Genomic DNA, 16,117 nt, shown 5'->3' with positions numbered 1-16,117 from the left:
GCCGGAAACCGGCACCGGACGAAGCGAGGCCCGGTCCAACACCGGACCGGGCAAAAAGCCGGCCGCACCCCGGGCGGGGCCGGGTGCCGGACGGGCACGGCCGCCGGGCACCGGAGCCCGGCCGGGGGTCCGCCGGGCTCCGGGCCGGGTCAGGGTCCGCCGGGCTCCGGGCGGTGGCTCGACAGGGCCCAGATGATGAACACGTAGATCGCCATCATGATCACGGACCATACGGGCGCGTACGGCAGGAACAGGAACTGGGCGATCAGGCCGAGGGCGGCGAAGAAGATGCCCGCGAACCTCGCCCACGGGGCCGCCTTGAGCAGGCCCCCTCCGGTGACGGCGACGAGGACGCCCAGGACGACGTGGACCCAGCCCCAGCCGGTGAGGTCCAGCTCGTAGACGTACCTGCCGACACGGGCGTACACGTCGTCGTCCGCGATGGCCGCGATGCCCTGGAGGACGGCGAGGATGCCGCTGCAGAGCATGAGCACCCCGGCGAAGAGGACACCGCTGGAGACCCACGGGTCGGGCTGTCCGGGGCCCGCGGCCGGCTGCCGCCGGTGCTCCGCGCTCCACGCGTTGCCGATGTCGCCCTCGGGGTTCCCTCCGGGCTGCGCCGTCTGCCCGCTCATGGTGCCGTCCCTTCTGTCGCCCCCGGTCCCGATACCGGTCCCTGCGACACCGGTCCCTCCGGTCGTGGTCCCTCCGGTCCTGGTCCCCCTGGCCGCGGTCCTCCCGGAGTGGTCCCGGTCTCCTCCGGCTCCCGGTCCTCGGCCAGGAAGTCGACGACGGTCAGCGCGAACAGCAGGCCGAGTGCCAGGCCGAAGATGACCCAGCCCGTCGGGTACGACCACAGGACGAAGGCGAGCACGGCGGCCGCGACGAGGATCCAGGTGATCCAGGTGCGGTAGCGGTGCACGAACGGACCCACGGGGCCGGTGCGCATGCCCAGCCGGTCGGCGCTGGAGCGGACCGCGCCGATCCCGGAGTGCCACATCTGCCGCAGCCCGGTCGCCCAGCGGCCCGGCCCGGACAGCCAGGCGGCGAGCGCGACGACCACGCCCAGCGTCACCACCATCCGCACCCCGGCCCGTAGATAGCGGATCAGCGTGTCGTACACCGACCCGGCGGCCGGCTGGTTCACCCCGGACGGCAGGGCGTCGAGGTACACGCCCCGGAAGACCGTCAGGGCGATGCCGAGCACCAGTGCCGCGAAGGCGAAGCAGAGGGACGCGGCGACCAGGACCTTGCGGCGGTGGGTGGAGAGGAACACACCGGCCGCGATCAGCAGCACCGAGACGACGGGCAGCCAGAAACCGAGCAGCTGGAGCAGCCGGAAATATGTCTTGATCTTGCCGATGTCGTCGGACTTCACGACGGTGATGCTGGTGTGGATCTCGGGGATCTTCGAGGCGACCGTCAGGCCCGAGTCGACCAGCCGCTGTTTGACCTGCTCCACGACCGGTCCGAGGTCCACCGTGACGGTGTCGTCGTTCAGCTTCACGGTGCCGTCGCCGCCGCCGGTCAGCGCCTCGTCCACGGCGCCGTGGATACGGCGGTTGGCCTCGGTCCAGATCCGCTCGAAGGCGTCGGAGGCGACCACCGCCTCCGCCTTGTCGTGCACGAAGCTCTTGACCGCGCTCTGAAGCGAGTCGCCCACCTTGCCGAGGGCCTTGTCGACCAGCGGCCGGTCCGGCGGAGCCACGTCCGACAGCAGAGCGGGCAGGTCCAGGTGCTGCATCACCGCGTCCGTGACCCGGTTCGCGACCGCGTTCTGCACGTCCTTGTCGGAGGCGAGCGGGGCGACGGTGTCGACGTAGCGGTCGGTGTCGCCGACGATGCTGGAGGTCCAGGCGGCCACCAGGCTCAACGGGGCGAGGACGCAGCCGAGGAAGATGAGCACCACGGAGAAGAAGGCCCGCACACGGTGGTGCTGCGGACGTGCCCGCTCCGCCTCCAGCGCCGCGATGCGGGCGTGCAGACGCTCCAGTTCACTCTCGCTGCGGCCCGCCGGGGCCTCGCCGTCCGCCATGGCGGCTCCCTCCTGTGCGCCGGAGTGATCCGACGCAAGAAGGACAACCCGCCCGGGCGGAGGCGGCGAGCGCTGCCGGGCCGTTCGGGTGAGCGGCCCCGCCCGGTCTCACATGTTGATCATGTGTCCCGCGAGGCCGTGGACGGCCTCCTTGACGGCCTCGCCCAGGGTCGGGTGGGCGTGGACGTTGCGGGCGACCTCGTGGACGGTGAGGTCCCACTGCTGGGCCAGGGTCAGCTCCGGCAGCAGCTCGGTGACGTCCGGGCCGATGAGGTGGCCGCCGATCAGCTCGCCGTACTTCGCGTCGCTGATCAGCTTGACGAAGCCGGTGGTGTCGCCGAGGCCGTGGGACTTGCCGTTGGCGGTGAAGGGGAACTTGGCGACCTTCACGTCGTAGCCCAGCTCGCGGGCCTGGGCCTCGGTGTAGCCGAAGCTGGCGATCTGGGGCTGGCAGTAGGTGGCGCGCGGGATCATCGCGTAGTCGAGCTCCATCGTCTCGGCGTCCGCGAGCGTCTCGGCGGCGATCACGCCCATGGCCTCGGCGGTGTGCGCGAGCATCAGCTTCGCGGTGACGTCGCCGATGGCGTAGATGTGCGGCACGGAGGTACGGCAGCGGCCGTCGACGTCGATCGCCCCGCGCTCGGTGAGGCGTACGCCGGTCTTGTCCAGGCCGTAGCCCTCCACGTTCGGCGCGAAGCCGATGGCCTGGAGCACCTTGTCGGCCTCCAGCACCTGCTGGGAACCGTCCTTGCCGGCCACGGTGACCCGCACCTTGGGGCCGGACTCGTCGATGGCCTCCACACGGGTGGAGGTCAGCACGTCGATGCCCAGCTTGCGGTACTGCTTGGCCAGCTCGGCGGAGACCTCGGCGTCCTCCAGCGGGGCCATGCGGTCCAGGAACTCGACGACCGTGACCTTCACCCCGTAGTTGTGCAGGACGTAGGCGAACTCGATGCCGATCGCGCCCGCGCCCGCGATCACGACCGACTCGGGCAGGTCCTCGGCGAGGATCTGCTCCTCGTAGGTCACCACGCGCGCGCTGCGCTTGGTGCCCGGCAGCAGCTTCGGGGTGGCGCCGGTGGCGATGATGCAGTCCGTGAAGCCGATCGTGCGGGTGTCGCCGTCGTAGCCCGCCACCTGGAGGGTGTTCGCGTCGAGGAAGGTGCCCCGGCCGTCGAACTCCGTGATCTTGTTCTTCTTCATCAGGTAGTGGACGCCCTTGACCCGGCCGTCGGCGACCTTGCGGCTGCGCCGGAACGCCTCGCCGTAGTCGAAGGAGACCGTGCCGTCCACCTTGATGCCGAAGGTCTTCGCCTCGCGCGTGACGATGTGCGCCAGCTCGGCGTTGCGCAGCAGGGCCTTCGTGGGGATGCAGCCGACGTTCAGACAGACGCCGCCCCAGTACTTCTCCTCCACGACGGCGACTTTCTTCCCGAGCTGCGCGGCGCGCACGGCGGCGACGTAACCGCCCGGGCCGGCGCCGAGTACGACTACGTCGAAGTGCTCGTCCTGCTCGTCCATGGTGGTCCTCTTCGGTGACGTGGGAGCGGTTGACCGTTTGGTGCGCAACAGATTGTTTCGCCCGGTCCTGCTCGCCGCCACCGAGCCCCGTCAAAGGTGATCACCCTCTCACCGGTTCGGGGCGGCCCTGCCGATACCGGCGAGCGCGGAGTGCGGGGCGTCGCCGACGGCGAGGTCGCCCACGGTGACCACACCGACCGGACAGCCGCCGCGCTCCACGACGGGCAGTCTGCGCACGGCGTGCGCGCGCATCAGCTCGACGGCGCGGTCGGTGGTGTCGTCGGGGGCGAGTGTGACGACCGGCGGGCGGGTGCACACCGAGCCGACGGCGGTGGCCTCCGGGTCGCGGCCCTCGGCGACGACCCGGACCGCGATGTCGCGGTCGGTCAGCACACCGAACAGGTCGCAGTCGTACGCCACCAGCACGTCGCCGATGTCCTGCTCACGCATCACCTGCGCGGCCCGCGCCACCGTGGTCATCGGTTCGACGGCGGTCGCGCCGGGCGACATCACGTCACGTATCTGCCGGGTCATGGGTGCCTCCCGGGTGGGTGCGGCTGCGGCGGACGGACCGGGGCCGTCTCTCTTCCGGCCCGGGTTTCCCCGGTGCGCGAGGTCACACCGTGTCCCGCCGGGCCGCCCCGCGGCCGCCTCCCGCGGACCGCCCACGCCCGTGCGGTGAGCGCCACGGTGCCGTCCGCGCGGACCGGTGCGGCCGCGGCGAGCGCGTCGCGCACCCGGGCCCGGCCGGCCGGGCCCAGGGAGGCGGCATAGGCCGGTGCCGGGCCCTGGCCGGCGAGGAACGGCTCCCACAGGTCGGCGAAGTCCGTGAACACCGTCGGGATCTCGATGCCGGTGACCGCCACGTCGGCGAGCCCGGCCCCGAGCCATGTCCGCCGGAGGTCCTCGGGGCGGCACGCGCGGAAGCGTCCGCCCTCGTGCAGGGCGTGCGCCGCCGGGTCCGCGCGTACGGCGGCGTCCCAGAAGAGGCGCAGGAAACCCATGCCGTCGGCGTAGTCCCACACATACGCGGCGACCGTGCCGCCCGGCTGCACGGAGCGGGTCATTCCGGCCGCCGCGGCCACCGGGTCGGGGAGGAAGTTCAGCACCAGCGCGGCCACCGCCATGTCGAACGTCCCTGCGCGCACCGGCAGCGCCGTCGCGTCCGCCACGGCGAAGCGGACCGGACCGTGCACCCCCGCACGGGCCGCGGCGACGAACGTCTCCGACCGGTCCGCGCCGAGCACCAGCCGGGGACGGGCCGACTCGGCCACGACCTGCGACAGCACCCCCGTACCGCAGCCCACGTCCAGCCAGCGCAGCCCCTCCCCGGCGGCGCACCAGGGCACGAACTCCCGGGCCACCGGTCTGCTCCAGCGGCCCATGTACCGCTCGTAGGCGGACGCGCCCGCCCATACGTCGAAACGCCGCTCCGGCGTGGCCATGCCTCCACGATCCTCCGCCGCGCACGCCCGCGCAGGGCGGACGCGCCGGAAAGACGGGACGGGGCGGGCGGGCAGGGGCCGCTGTCAGCGGGCCCGGGCCTCGAACGCCCGGTACGCGGTCTCGTCGAACAGCACGAAGCGCACCTCCTCGACCGCGGTGTCCGTGGCACGGACCGTCTCCACGGCGATGCGGGCGGCGTCGTCCATCGGCCAGCCGTAGATCCCGGCGGACACGGCGGGGAACGCGACGGTGCGGGCGCCGAGCTCGTCGGCGACGCGCAGGGACTCGCGGTAGCAGGAGGCGAGCAGCGCGGAGCGGTCCTCGTCGCGGCTGTACACCGGGCCGACGGTGTGGATGACCCACCGGGCGTCGAGGTCCCCGGCGGTGGTGGCGACGGCCTGTCCGGTGGGGAGTCCCTTGCCGTAGTGGCCGGCACGCAGCCGGCGGCAGTCCTCCAGGACGGCGGGGCCGCCGCGGCGGTGGATGGCCCCGTCGACGCCTCCGCCGCCGAGGAGGGAGGAGTTGGCGGCGTTGACGATGGCGTCGGCGGTCTGCCGGGTGATGTCGCCCTGGACGAGCGTGACGGTGGTCATGGCTGCATCGGTCCTCTCTTTCGCCGGCCCTCTCGCCGGCCCTCTCGCCGGATCCGTCTCAGCCCTGTCTCAGGCGTCGCCACACGGCCTTCGCCGCGTTGTGTCCCGACATGCCGTGCACTCCGGGGCCCGGCGGGGTGGCGGACGAGCAGAGGAACACCGCCGGGTGCGGGGTGCGGTACGGCGACAGGGACAGCCGCGGCCGCAGCAGTGCCTGGAGCCCGGTGAACGCGCCGCAGGCGATGTCGCCGCCGACGTAGTTGGCGTTGCGTGCGGCGAGTTCGGGCGGTCCGGCGGTGGCGCGGGCGAGGATGCGGTCGCGGAACCCCGGGGCGAACCGCTCCAGTTGGCGTTCGACGGCGTCGGTGAGGTCCCCGGTCCAGCCGTTCGGCACATGGCCGTACGCCCAGAAGACGTGCTTCCCGGCGGGGGCGCGGGTGGGGTCGACGACGCTGGGCTGCACGGTGATCAGGAACGGCGCCTCGGGGGCGCGGCCCTGGCGGGACGCGGCGCGCAGGGCGGTGTCGATCTCGGCGGCGCTCCCGCCGACCTGGACGGTGCCCGCGCCGCGGGCCTCCTCCGCGGTCCAGGGCACGGGCCCGTCGAGGGCGTAGTCGACCTTGAAGACGGAGGCGCCGTAGCGGTAGCGGTCGTAGCGGTCGCCGAGGCCCGCGATGCGGGCGAGGGCGGTGGGCGAGGTGTCGAAGACGTAGGCGCGCGCGGGCGGCAGGTCGTCGAGGCGCTTGACCTCGTAGCCGGTGTGCAGGACGCCGCCGTGTGCGCGGAGGAGGGAGGCGAGCGCGTCCGAGACGGACTGGGAACCGCCCTCGGCGACGGGCCAGCCCCTCGCGTGCGCGGCGAGCGCGAAGACCAGGCCGATCGCGCCGGTCGCGAGGCCGTCGAGCGGGGCGATGACATGGGCGACGAGCCCGGCGAACAGGGCCTTGGCGCGCTCGTCGTGGAAGCGGCGGGTCAGCCAGGTGGACGGCGGCAGGCCCAGCAGTCCGAAGCGGGCGAGGGTGACCGGGTCGCGAGGCAGCGCGGTCAGCGGCAGGGACATGAAGTCGCGCACGAGGGTGTCCCAGCGCGGCAGGAACGGCTGGACGAGCCTGCGGTAGGCGCCCGCGTCGCGCGGCCCGAACGAGGCGGCCGTCTCGGCGACGGACCGGGACAGGACGGCGGCCGTGCCGTCCGCGAAGGGGTGGGCCATGGGCACGTCGGCGTGCAGCCAGCGCAGTCCGTGGTCCTCCAGCGGCAGGGCACGGAACGCGGGCGAGTTGATGCCGAGGGGGTGGGCGGCCGAGCACGGGTCGTGCCGGAAGCCGGGCAGGGTGAGCTCCTCGGTGCGGGCTCCCCCGCCGACGGTGTCGCACGCCTCGAACAGGGCCACGGAGAAACCCCGGCGGGCCAGCTCGACGGCGGCCGTGAGCCCGTTGGGCCCCGCTCCCACCACGACCGCATCGAACATGGTCGGCACCTTCGGACTCCTTCGTCAGCCGGCGGCCTCGGAGGTTCAGGATATGCCGGAGGCCCTCGCGCCGGGCCGGACCTGCGGGCAGCGGGGCGGACAGCCGGAGGTCGGGCCGGACCGTCGCGGCCCCGTCCGCCCCCGGCGGCGCGGGCCGCTCAGGCGGTGCCCGACAGCAGGCCCCGTACACGCCGGGCGGTGGCGGCGTCCCTGGCCGCCGTGAACGGCAGGGAGTTGCCGCCCGTGACCCGGAACGGCTCGCCGCTCAGGGTGAGATGGGCACCGCCCGCCTCCTCGACCAGCAGCAGACCCGCCGCGTGGTCCCAGGCGGCCTCCCAGGAGAAGGCCGTGGCGTCCGACTCGCCGCGGGCGACGGCGAGATACTCCAGGCCCGCCGACCCGCACGCGCGGGGTGCGACGCCCTCGGTCCACAGGCCGAGCAGGGCCCGCTTCTGCTCGTCCGTCGTGTAGTCCGGGTGCGAGGTGGCGATCCGCAGGTCGCGGCCGGGGGCGGGCGCTCCCGCGTGCAGCCGCTCACCGTCGAGAAAGGCGCCCCGGCCCCTGACGGCGGTGGCCAGTTGGCCGCGGGCGGGCGCGTACGTCCAGGAGGCGAGCGGCACGCCGTGCCGGACGAGGGCGACCAGGGTGCAGAATCCGTCCTCGCCGTGCACGAACTGCCGCGTTCCGTCGACCGGGTCGACGATCCAGACCGGCGCGTCCCCTCTGATCGCGTCGTACGTCGCCGGGTCGGCGTGGACCGCCTCCTCGCCGACGACGACGGAGCCGGGCAGCAGGGCGGCCAGCGCCTTGGTGAGATACAGCTCGGCACGCCGGTCGGCGTCGGTCACCAGATCGTGCGGGCCGCTCTTCTGGTCGATCTCGTGCGCGGCGAGCTGCCGGAAGCGAGGCATGATCTCGGCCTCGGCGGCCTCGCGGACCGCCTCCTCCACGTCGGCCGAGCGGCGGGCGAGAAACTCGTCGATGGTTTCCGTGTCTTCGATCATGCCTCCATGAGAGCACGCGCCACTGACATTCCCCGCCCTGCCCCCGTACGCCGGGTGGACCACGGATGAACTCCGGGTGGCGCCGTTCAGCGTCCCACCGCGTACCCCTGCATCCCGCGCGGGTTCGCCGCCGCCGACAGCACCCCGGTCCGCGGGTCCCGGGCCACCGCGCACAGCCGGCCCTCCGACCAGGCGGCGCCGACGGTGACGTCGTGGCCGCGCCGCCGCAGCCCGGCCACGGTCTCCGCCGGGGTCCGTGACTCCACGGTCACGCTCCCCGGGCGCATCCCGCGCGGGAAGAAGGAGCCGGGGAAGGAGTCGTTGTGCCAGTTCGGGGCGTCGATCGCGCCCTGGAGGTCGAGGCCGCCGCGCACCGGCGGGAGCAGCACGGCGGCGAGGAAGAAGTGCAGCTGCCACTGGTCCTGCTGGTCCCCGCCGGGGGTGCCGAAGGCCAGCACCGGCACCCCGTCGCGCAGCGCGAGGGACGGGGTGAGGGTGGTGCGGGGGCGGCGGCCGGGCGTCAGCGAGTTCGGCAGGCCCTCCTCCAGCCAGGTCATCTGGAGCCGGGTGCCGAGCGGGAAGCCCAGTTCGGGCACGACGGGGTTGGACTGGAGCCAGCCGCCGCTGGGGGTGGCCGAGATCATGTTCCCCCAGCGGTCGACGACGTCGAGGTGGCAGGTGTCGCCCCGGGTGCCTCCGTCGGCGTCCACCCGGGGCTCCCCGGGCACGGGTGATCCGCCCGGACCGGCGTGGGCGGGTCCGGAGACCGTGGGCTCGCCCACGCCGGGCGCGGCCGGGGCCCCCGGACCGGCCGCGGCCGCAGCGCGCGCGTGGGCGGGCAGCCGCGGGGTGCGCCCGCCGGGGCTGCCCGGCCGCAGCCCGTAGGACGCCCGGTCGTCGATCAGTGCGCGCCGTCCGGCGTTGTAGGCGTCCGACAGCAGGTCGGCGACGGGCACCTCGGCGGCGTCCCCGTACCATGCCTCCCGGTCGGCCATGGCGAGCTTGCAGCCTTCGACCAGCAGATGGACGTACTCGGCGGACCCGTACGGCGGCAGCTCCGGCGGCAGCAGGGCGAGCTGCTGGAGCAGGACGGGGCCCTGGCTCCAGGGGCCGGCCTTGCACAGGGTCCAGCCGTCCCGGTCGTAGGTCACCGGGTCCTCGTAGGAGGCGGACCAGCCGGCGAGGTCGGCGGCCGTGAGGGTGCCGCGGTGGTGCTCGCCGCTGGTGTCCAGGGTGGGGCGGGCGGCCTGCCGTACGAGGGCCTCGGCGACGAAGCCGGTGCGCCACACCTCCCGCGCGGCCTCGATCCGCGCCTCCCGGTCCCCGGCCCCGGCGGTCTCGGCCAGCAGCCGTCTCCAGGTGGCGGCGAGGGCGGGGTTGCGCAGCAGCCGGCCGGGCCGGGGCGGGGCGCCGTCCGGCAGATAGACCTCGGCCGACGAGGTCCACTCGGTCTCGAACAGGGCGCGTACGGTCTCCACGGTCGCGCCGACGTTCTCCACGGGCGCGTGTCCGTGCTCGGCGTACCCGACGGCGTACTTCAGGACGTCGGCGAGGTCCTTGGTGCCGTGGTCGCGCAGCAGCAGCATCCAGGCGTCGAAGGCTCCGGGCACGGCGGCGGCGAGCGGGCCGGTGCCGGGCACGAGGCCGAGGCCGAGCCCGCGGTAGCGGGCGACGCTCGCGCCGGCCGGGGCGACTCCCTGCCCGCACAGCACGCGCACCTCGCCGCCCGCGGGGGCGAGCAGGATCGGCACCTCGCCGGCGGGCCCGTTGAGATGCGGCTCGACGACGTGCAGCACGAAAGCGCCCGCCACGGCCGCGTCGAAGGCGTTGCCGCCGTCCTCCAGCACGGCCATCGCCGACTGCGAGGCGAGCCAGTGCGTGGAGGAGACCATGCCGAAGGTGCCCTGGAGGGTGGGACGCGTGGTGAACACGGGCGGACTCCCCTGCGGTGCGGTGACGGCTCGGGTGATCGTATGTGCCGGCGGACCGGTGGCGGCAGACTCTCCACGGGGACATAAACGGACACAAAGGGCGGCGGCCGTTCGTCCCCGTCACCGCCTGCGTACGGAGCGAGTTGGCACTTCCGCCCCACTGCCAGTCGTGTGACACTGGCGTCCCCCCGTCCGCGATGCGGATCGTTTCTGCCGTCCCCCACGAAAAGTGCGCCCGTGCGTTCACTTCCTCTGCCGCTCGCCCTCATCGCACGTCTGACCCCCGTCGCCGTCCTCGCCTGCGCCGGCTGGGCCCTCACCTCCGGCCCCGGGGCCACCCCGTCGGCCGCCCAGGACGCGCCCGGCCGGGACACCGCCGCCCGGTCGTCGTCCGCGCCGTCGTCGACGGCCGTGCCGAAGACGTACGCCGCCGCGCCCGCGCCCTGCACGAGCCTGGCGAAGAAGACGATCACGTCGCTGGTGCCCGGCGCCAAGACCGGCGGCAAGGAGATCCCGTCCTCGGACTCCGACGCGCGGCGCACCTGTTCGTGGAACGCGCTGGAGGGCTACGACTACCGGTGGCTCGACGTGTCCTTCGAGGTGATGGACTCCGAGGAGCAGGCGGGGAGGTCCTACCAGGGCCGGGTCGAGGAGAGGAAGGGCGGCGGCGCGGTCCCGGGCCTCGGTGACGCGGCCTACTCCGTCGTGAACCTCACCACCGAGGACGGCCAGAAGACCCGCGAGGGCGTGGTGCTGGCGCGGGCCGACAACGCGCTGGTGGTCGTCACGTACAACGGCAGCGACTTCGAGTCGAAGGACGCGCCCGGGACGGACGAGATCAACAAGGGAGCCATCAAGGCGGCCAAGGAGGCGGTGGCCGCGCTGGAGGACGGCGGCGCCTGACCGTCCTCCGACGCGCCCCGGTGCGGGCCGGGTTCAGCCGGCGCCGCGGCTGCGGTCCGTCGTCACGGTCAGCAGCAGGTACAGCAGCAGGGACGTGCCGAGGCCGACGGCCCAGCCGTAGTCGGCGAGGGGTTCCAGCGCCGGGACGGGCCGGCCGTCCAGCAGCGGCTCGAAGGAGGCGCCTCCGATCGCGAGGACCCCTCCGGTCAGGAAGGCCACGACGGCACGCCAGTTCCAGCCGCGGTCGTACCAGTAACGGCCGCCCTCGCGGTACAGGTCCACGAGGTCCAGCCGGGTGCGGCGCAGGATCCAGTAGTCGGCGATGAGGATGCCCGCGACCGTGCCGAGCAGTCCGCCGACCAGTCCGAGCCAGGTGAAGATGTAGCCCTGCGGGTCGGAGTACAGCTTCCACGGGAAGATCAGCACGCCGAGGACGCAGGTGGCGAGCGCCCCGGCGCGGAAACTGATCCTCCTGGGCGCGAGGTTGGAGAAGTCGAAGGCCGGGGAGACCAGGTTGGCGGCCACGTTGACCGACAGTGTCGCCACCAGCACGGTCACCAGCGCGTACAGCAGGCCCACCTCGTTGTCGGTGCGGGCCGCCAACTGCACCGGGTCCCAGACGGGTTCGCCGTAGACCGCCTGGGAGCCGGAGGTGACGAGCACCGACAGGAACGCGAACAGTGTCATCGTGGTGGGCAGTCCCAGAGCCTGTCCCCAGGTCTGTGCCTTCTGGCTCCTGCCGTAGCGGGTGAAGTCGGGGATGTTCAGCGACAGGGTGGACCAGAAGCCGATCATGCCCATCAGGGCGGGCCAGAACAGCTTCCAGAAGTCGCCGCCCCAGCCGAGCGCCGAGGGTTGGTCGAACAGCGGGCCGAGGCCGCCGGCCTTGTCGCTCATCCACCACAGCATCACGAACGCGCCGACGAGCACGAAGGGCGCGGCCCAGTTCTCGAAGCGGCGGATGGTCTCCATGCCCCGGTAGATGATGGCGATCTGGATCGCCCAGAAGATCGCGAAGGACAGCCACATGGTCCAGGCGTGTCCGCCGACCTCTCCGGCGTCCGTCCAGCCCGAGCCGATCAGCTTGCCGGCCAGGAAGTAGATCGCCTCGCCGCCGATCCAGGTCTGGATGCCGAACCAGCCGCAGGCCACCAACGCCCTTACGACGGCGGGCAGGTTGGCGCCGCGGATGCCGAACGAGGCGCGGGCGAAGACCGGGAAGGGGATGCCGTACTTGGGCCCGGCGTGCCCGGTCAGCAGCATCGGCACCAGCACGATCACATTGGCGAGGGCGATGGTGAGCACCGCCTGCTTCCAGTCCATGCCGACGGCGATCAGACCGGAGGCCAGCGTCCAGGAGGCGGTGTTGTGGGCCATGCCGACCCACAGGGCGGAGAAGTTGTACGTCGTCCAGGTGCGCCCCGACACGGGGACCGGGAGCAGGTCCTCGTTGGCGTAGGGACCGCTCGGCTGCGGGGAGTCCGGCGCGATCTCCACGCGCCCGTCGGCGAGGGTGACTTGGGTGGTCGGCGGTATGGCCGTGGGAGCGGGGTCGGTCATGGGCAGGCCAATCGGACGAGGGGGACGGGAGAGGCCGTGCGGGCGAAGCCGAGGGGGGTGCGCACCGGGGGTGCGTCCTGGGGCGGGCTGCTGCGCCCGCCGGGCGCGAGGCGCCCTGGCCCCCTCCCCGGGACGGCGGGAAGGGGGAGTTCGCAGGAGAGGGTGGTCAGCCGTTGACGGCCGGGATGATCCGGGAGCCGTAGGCGTCGATCACGGCCTCCTGCGCGTCGTGCATGTTGTACACCGCGAACTGGTCGACGCCCAGCTCGCGCAGCGCGTTCAGCTTCTCGATGTGCTTCTCGGCCGGTCCGATCAGGCAGAACCGGTCGACGATCTCGTCGGGCACGAACTGGGTGTCGGGGTTCCCGGCGCGTCCGTGGTGGGAGTAGTCGTAGCCCTGGCGGGCCTTGATGTACTCGGTGAGTTCGTCGGGGACCTGCGCGGAGTGCTCGCCGTACCGGGAGACCAGGTCGGCCACGTGGTTGCCGACCATCCCCCCGAACCAGCGGCACTGCTCGCGGGCGTGGGCGAGCGCCTCGGGCGAGTCGTCCTCGGTGACGTAGGCGGGGGCGGCGACGCAGACCGTCACCGCGTCCGGGTCGCGTCCGGCGTCCGCCGCGGCGGTCTTCACGGCCTTGACCATGTACTCGGTGAGGTAGAGGTCGGCGAGCTGGAGGATGAACCCGTCGGCCTCCTCGCCGGTCATCTTCAGCGCCTTCGGCCCGTACGCGGCCATCCACACCGGCAGTTCGGCGCCGGGCCTGATCCACGGGAAGCTGACGACCGTGCCGCCGCCGAGGTCGGCCTCCTCTCCGCGGCCCAGTGCCCGGATGACCTTCATGGCGTCGCTGATGCGGGCGAGGGTGTTGGGCTTGCGGCCGGCCACCCGCATCGCGGAGTCGCCGCGGCCGATGCCGCAGACCGTGCGGTTGCCGAACATGTCGTTGAGGGTGGCGAAGGTGGAGGCGGTGACCTCCCAGGTGCGGGTGCCCGGGTTGGTCACCATGGGCCCGACCTTCAGCCGGGTGGTGTTGGCCAGGATCTGGCTGTGGATGACGAACGGCTCCTGCCAGAGCACGGCGGAGTCGAAGGTCCAGCCGTAGCCGAAGCCGTTGCGCTCGGCGCGTTTCATCAGGCTGATCACCCGCGACGCGGGCGGGTCCGTCTGGAGGACGAGTCCGAAGTCCATGGCACCGCTCCTAGGTGAGGTACTGGCAGGTGGAGCGCGGGGTGTAGACGCCGTGTCCGGCACGGCCCGTGTACTCCCGCTCGGTGATGACGGGGACGCCGCGCGAGAGCACCGTCTCGACCCGGCCGGTGAGCCGCTTTCCCTCGTACGCCGAGTAGTCGACGTTCATGTGGTGCGTCTCGGCGGAGACGACCTGCTCGGCCCGCGGGTCGTAGATCACCACGTCGGCGTCCGCGCCCGGCGCGATCGTGCCCTTCTTCGGGTACATGCCGAACATCCGGGCCGGGGTCGCGCAGGCGATCTCGATCCAGCGGCGGCGGGAGATGTGCCCGTCCACGACGGCCTGGTGGAGCAGGTCCATACGGTTCTCCACGCCCGGCAGCCCATTGGGGATCTTGGAGAAGTCGCCGCGGCCCAGGTCCTTCTGGCCGACGAAACAGAAGGGGCAGTGGTCGGTGGAGACGACCTGGAGGTCGTTGGTGCGCAGTCCCTGCCACAGTTTCGCCTGGTGCTCGCGCGGTCTGAGCGGGGTGCTGCACACGTACTTGGCGCCCTCGAAGTCCGGCTCGGCAAGATTGTCGGTGGACAGGAACAGATACTGCGGGCAGGTCTCGCCGAAGACGTTCAGGCCCTCGTCGCGGGCCCGGGTGAGCTCCGCGACCGCCTCCGCCGCCGAGACGTGCACGACGTACAGGGGTGCTCCGGCGACCTGGGCGAGCCTGATCGCCCGGTGGGTGGCCTCGGCCTCCAGCAGCGCCTTGCGGACCTCGCCGTGGAAACGCGGGTCGGTCTCGCCGCGGGCCAGGGCCTGCTCCACCAGGACGTCGATCGCGATGCCGTTCTCTGCGTGCATCATGATCAGGCCGCCGTTCTCGGCGGAGCGCTGCATGGCGCGCAGGATCTGGCCGTCGTCGCTGTAGAAGACACCCGGATAGGCCATGAACTGCTTGAAGGAGGTGACGCCCTCCTCCACGAGGTGGTCCATCTCCTTGAGCGTCTCCTGGTTCACATCGGAGACGATCATGTGGAAGCCGTAGTCGATCGCGCAGTTGCCCTCGGCCTTGGCGTGCCAGGTGTCCAGGCCCTCGCGCAGCCCGTGGCCCACGCTCTGCACGGCGAAGTCGACGATCGTGGTCGTGCCGCCGTGCGCCGCCGCGCGGGTGCCGGTCTCGAAGGTGTCCGAGGCGAAGGTGCCGCCGAAGGGCAGCTCCATGTGGGTGTGGACGTCGACGCCGCCGGGGATGACGTACTTCCCCGTGGCGTCGAACGTCGTGTCCGCGGTGAAGGACTCCGCGGCGGGGGTGCCGGAGGCGGCGAGGGCGGCGACACGGCCGTCCTCTATCAGGACGTCTGCATGGATTTCGTCGGAGGCCGTGATGACTAGGCCGCCGCGGATCACTGTACGGCTCATGGGTCGCTCCTCGCCGATTGCGTCTGCGGGTTGTCCGTGGCTTGTCGCGCGGTTCCCCGCGCCCCTGGGTGCGCCGCCCTCGGGGCGTCCCTCAGGGCGCGGTCAGCGGTCCGTACGTTCCGGGCGCCCGGTCCCGGTAGAACTGCCAGCGGTCCCTCACCTCCCTGAGCTTGGCCATGTCCAGGTCGCGGACGACCAGTTCGGGCTCCTTGTCGCTGGCCGGCTCGCCGACGAACCCGGCCTCCGGGTCGACGAAGTACGACGTCCCGTAGAAGTCGTTGTCGCCGTACTCCTCCACCCCGACCCGGTTGATCGCGCCGACGAAGTACTCGTTCGCCACGGCCGCCGCGGGCTGCTCCAGCTGCCACAGGTAGCCGGACAGGCCGCGCGAGGTGGCGGAGGGGTTGAAGACGATCTCGGCGCCCGCGAGCCCGAGGGCACGCCAGCCCTCGGGGAAGTGGCGGTCGTAGCAGATGTAGACGCCGACCTTGCCGACAGCCGTGTCGAAGACGGGCCAGCCGCTGTTGCCGGGGCGGAAGTAGAACTTCTCCCAGAAGCCGCGGACCTGCGGGATGTGGGTCTTGCGGTACTTGCCGAGGTAGGAGCCGTCCGCGTCGATCACGGCCGCGGTGTTGTAGAGGACGCCCGGCTGCTCCTCCTCGTACATCGGCAGCACGAGCACGATGCCCAGTTCCTTCGCGAGGGCCTGGAAGCGGCGGACGACCGGCCCCTCGGGGATCTGCTCGGCGTACGCGTAGAAGGCGGGGTCCTGGACCTGGCAGAAGTACGGTCCGTAGAACAGCTCCTGGAAGCAGAGGACTTGGGCGCCCTGCGCGGCGGCGTCGCGGGCCGCCTGCTCGTGGACCTGGATCATCGACTCCTTGTCGCCGGTCCAGGCGGTCTGGAAGACGGCGGCGCGGATCACTCGGCTCATCGGGACCTCCGGTAGCTCGGTGTGCGGTGAGCCTAGAAAGTCCGCGCGGCCGAGGTGAGTTGCACCGTGTCACGTCCGCGCAGGTGCGGCGTGGCACCGTGTCACCCTGGCCCGACCTCATG

The 16,117-nt window shown here is 72.6% G+C and carries 14 protein-coding genes; 1 reads left to right on the top strand and 13 read right to left on the bottom strand.

The features are described 5' to 3' along the window. Nucleotides 1–149 precede the first annotated feature (149 nt). The 9 genes from ACIQGV_RS02110 to ACIQGV_RS02070 form a co-directional block, all read right to left on the bottom strand. Nucleotides 150–635: a hypothetical protein gene (locus tag ACIQGV_RS02110; RefSeq protein WP_402489108.1), complete on the bottom strand. Its 486-nt coding sequence runs from the start codon at nt 633–635 to the stop codon at nt 150–152. Next, entirely contained in the window at nt 632–2,035 is a 1,404-nt protein-coding gene (locus tag ACIQGV_RS02105) for a hypothetical protein (protein ID WP_402489106.1), read from the bottom strand. The genes ACIQGV_RS02110 and ACIQGV_RS02105 overlap by 4 nt, the downstream gene beginning before the upstream one ends. Before the next feature lie 108 nt (nt 2,036–2,143). Continuing rightward, nucleotides 2,144–3,556, bottom strand: a complete 1,413-nt coding sequence (lpdA, locus tag ACIQGV_RS02100; RefSeq protein ID WP_402489103.1) for a dihydrolipoyl dehydrogenase — start codon at nt 3,554–3,556, stop codon at nt 2,144–2,146. A gap of 108 nt (nt 3,557–3,664) precedes the next feature. After that, nucleotides 3,665–4,090 carry a CBS domain-containing protein gene (locus ACIQGV_RS02095; protein WP_402489100.1) on the bottom strand — a complete coding sequence of 142 codons (426 nt, stop codon included), beginning with the start codon at nt 4,088–4,090 and terminating at the stop codon, nt 3,665–3,667. Next, nucleotides 4,087–5,001 (bottom strand): class I SAM-dependent methyltransferase, encoded by a 915-nt coding sequence (locus tag ACIQGV_RS02090; RefSeq protein ID WP_402489098.1) that lies wholly within the window; start codon nt 4,999–5,001, stop codon nt 4,087–4,089. Before ACIQGV_RS02090 ends, ACIQGV_RS02095 begins: the two co-directional genes overlap by 4 nt. A gap of 84 nt (nt 5,002–5,085) precedes the next feature. Then, entirely contained in the window at nt 5,086–5,595 is a 510-nt protein-coding gene (locus ACIQGV_RS02085) for an O-acetyl-ADP-ribose deacetylase (protein ID WP_402489096.1), read from the bottom strand. Between the two features lie 58 nt (nt 5,596–5,653). Then, nucleotides 5,654–7,063, bottom strand: coding sequence for a phytoene desaturase family protein (locus tag ACIQGV_RS02080; protein ID WP_402489093.1), 1,410 nt, complete (start codon nt 7,061–7,063; stop codon nt 5,654–5,656). A 158-nt stretch (nt 7,064–7,221) separates the two neighbouring features. Next, complete coding sequence (locus ACIQGV_RS02075; RefSeq protein ID WP_402489090.1) at nt 7,222–8,067, bottom strand: inositol monophosphatase family protein; 846 nt, start codon at nt 8,065–8,067, stop codon at nt 7,222–7,224. Nucleotides 8,068–8,153: 86 nt separating this feature from the next. Continuing rightward, nucleotides 8,154–9,998 (bottom strand): gamma-glutamyltransferase family protein, encoded by a 1,845-nt coding sequence (locus ACIQGV_RS02070; RefSeq protein WP_402489087.1) that lies wholly within the window; start codon nt 9,996–9,998, stop codon nt 8,154–8,156. Nucleotides 9,999–10,235: 237 nt separating this feature from the next. Between ACIQGV_RS02070 and ACIQGV_RS02065 the strand changes: the two genes are divergently transcribed. After that, nucleotides 10,236–10,901 (top strand): hypothetical protein, encoded by a 666-nt coding sequence (locus ACIQGV_RS02065; protein ID WP_402489084.1) that lies wholly within the window; start codon nt 10,236–10,238, stop codon nt 10,899–10,901. A gap of 33 nt (nt 10,902–10,934) precedes the next feature. On the opposite strand, the gene ACIQGV_RS02060 is transcribed toward ACIQGV_RS02065, so the two are convergent. From ACIQGV_RS02060 to ACIQGV_RS02045, 4 genes are all read right to left on the bottom strand, one after another. Beyond that, entirely contained in the window at nt 10,935–12,461 is a 1,527-nt protein-coding gene (locus ACIQGV_RS02060; RefSeq protein ID WP_402489082.1) for an NCS1 family nucleobase:cation symporter-1, read from the bottom strand. Between the two features lie 166 nt (nt 12,462–12,627). Continuing rightward, entirely contained in the window at nt 12,628–13,650 is a 1,023-nt protein-coding gene (locus ACIQGV_RS02055; RefSeq protein ID WP_402489079.1) for a TIGR03842 family LLM class F420-dependent oxidoreductase, read from the bottom strand. 10 nt (nt 13,651–13,660) lie between these two features. Next, nucleotides 13,661–15,061 carry a dihydropyrimidinase gene (hydA, locus tag ACIQGV_RS02050; RefSeq protein WP_402489076.1) on the bottom strand — a complete coding sequence of 467 codons (1,401 nt, stop codon included), beginning with the start codon at nt 15,059–15,061 and terminating at the stop codon, nt 13,661–13,663. 91 nt (nt 15,062–15,152) lie between these two features. Further along, a complete protein-coding gene (locus ACIQGV_RS02045) occupies nt 15,153–15,995 on the bottom strand; it encodes a nitrilase-related carbon-nitrogen hydrolase (RefSeq protein WP_402489073.1) in 843 nt (280 codons plus the stop codon). Between the last annotated feature and the right edge of the window lie 122 nt (nt 15,996–16,117).

The sequence above is a fragment of the Streptomyces sp. NPDC093094 genome (assembly GCF_044754345.1).
In the GTDB taxonomy this organism is placed as follows: domain Bacteria; phylum Actinomycetota; class Actinomycetes; order Streptomycetales; family Streptomycetaceae; genus Streptomyces.
The sequence above is the reverse complement of the archived record's forward strand: the minus strand, read 5'-3'. Positions and strand labels throughout refer to the sequence as shown.

Bases quoted from the DNA above. Each gene is read 5' to 3' on its own strand.
- ACIQGV_RS02110 (WP_402489108.1), bottom strand. From the start codon at position 635: ATGAGCGGGCAGACGGCGCAGCCCGGAGGGAACCCCGAGGGCGACATC.
- ACIQGV_RS02105 (WP_402489106.1), bottom strand. From the start codon at position 2,035: ATGGCGGACGGCGAGGCCCCGGCGGGCCGCAGCGAGAGTGAACTGGAG.
- lpdA (WP_402489103.1), bottom strand. From the start codon at position 3,556: ATGGACGAGCAGGACGAGCACTTCGACGTAGTCGTACTCGGCGCCGGC.
- ACIQGV_RS02095 (WP_402489100.1), bottom strand. From the start codon at position 4,090: ATGACCCGGCAGATACGTGACGTGATGTCGCCCGGCGCGACCGCCGTC.
- ACIQGV_RS02090 (WP_402489098.1), bottom strand. From the start codon at position 5,001: ATGGCCACGCCGGAGCGGCGTTTCGACGTATGGGCGGGCGCGTCCGCC.
- ACIQGV_RS02085 (WP_402489096.1), bottom strand. From the start codon at position 5,595: ATGACCACCGTCACGCTCGTCCAGGGCGACATCACCCGGCAGACCGCC.
- ACIQGV_RS02080 (WP_402489093.1), bottom strand. From the start codon at position 7,063: ATGTTCGATGCGGTCGTGGTGGGAGCGGGGCCCAACGGGCTCACGGCC.
- ACIQGV_RS02075 (WP_402489090.1), bottom strand. From the start codon at position 8,067: ATGATCGAAGACACGGAAACCATCGACGAGTTTCTCGCCCGCCGCTCG.
- ACIQGV_RS02060 (WP_402489082.1), bottom strand. From the start codon at position 12,461: ATGACCGACCCCGCTCCCACGGCCATACCGCCGACCACCCAAGTCACC.
- ACIQGV_RS02055 (WP_402489079.1), bottom strand. From the start codon at position 13,650: ATGGACTTCGGACTCGTCCTCCAGACGGACCCGCCCGCGTCGCGGGTG.
- hydA (WP_402489076.1), bottom strand. From the start codon at position 15,061: ATGAGCCGTACAGTGATCCGCGGCGGCCTAGTCATCACGGCCTCCGAC.
- ACIQGV_RS02045 (WP_402489073.1), bottom strand. From the start codon at position 15,995: ATGAGCCGAGTGATCCGCGCCGCCGTCTTCCAGACCGCCTGGACCGGC.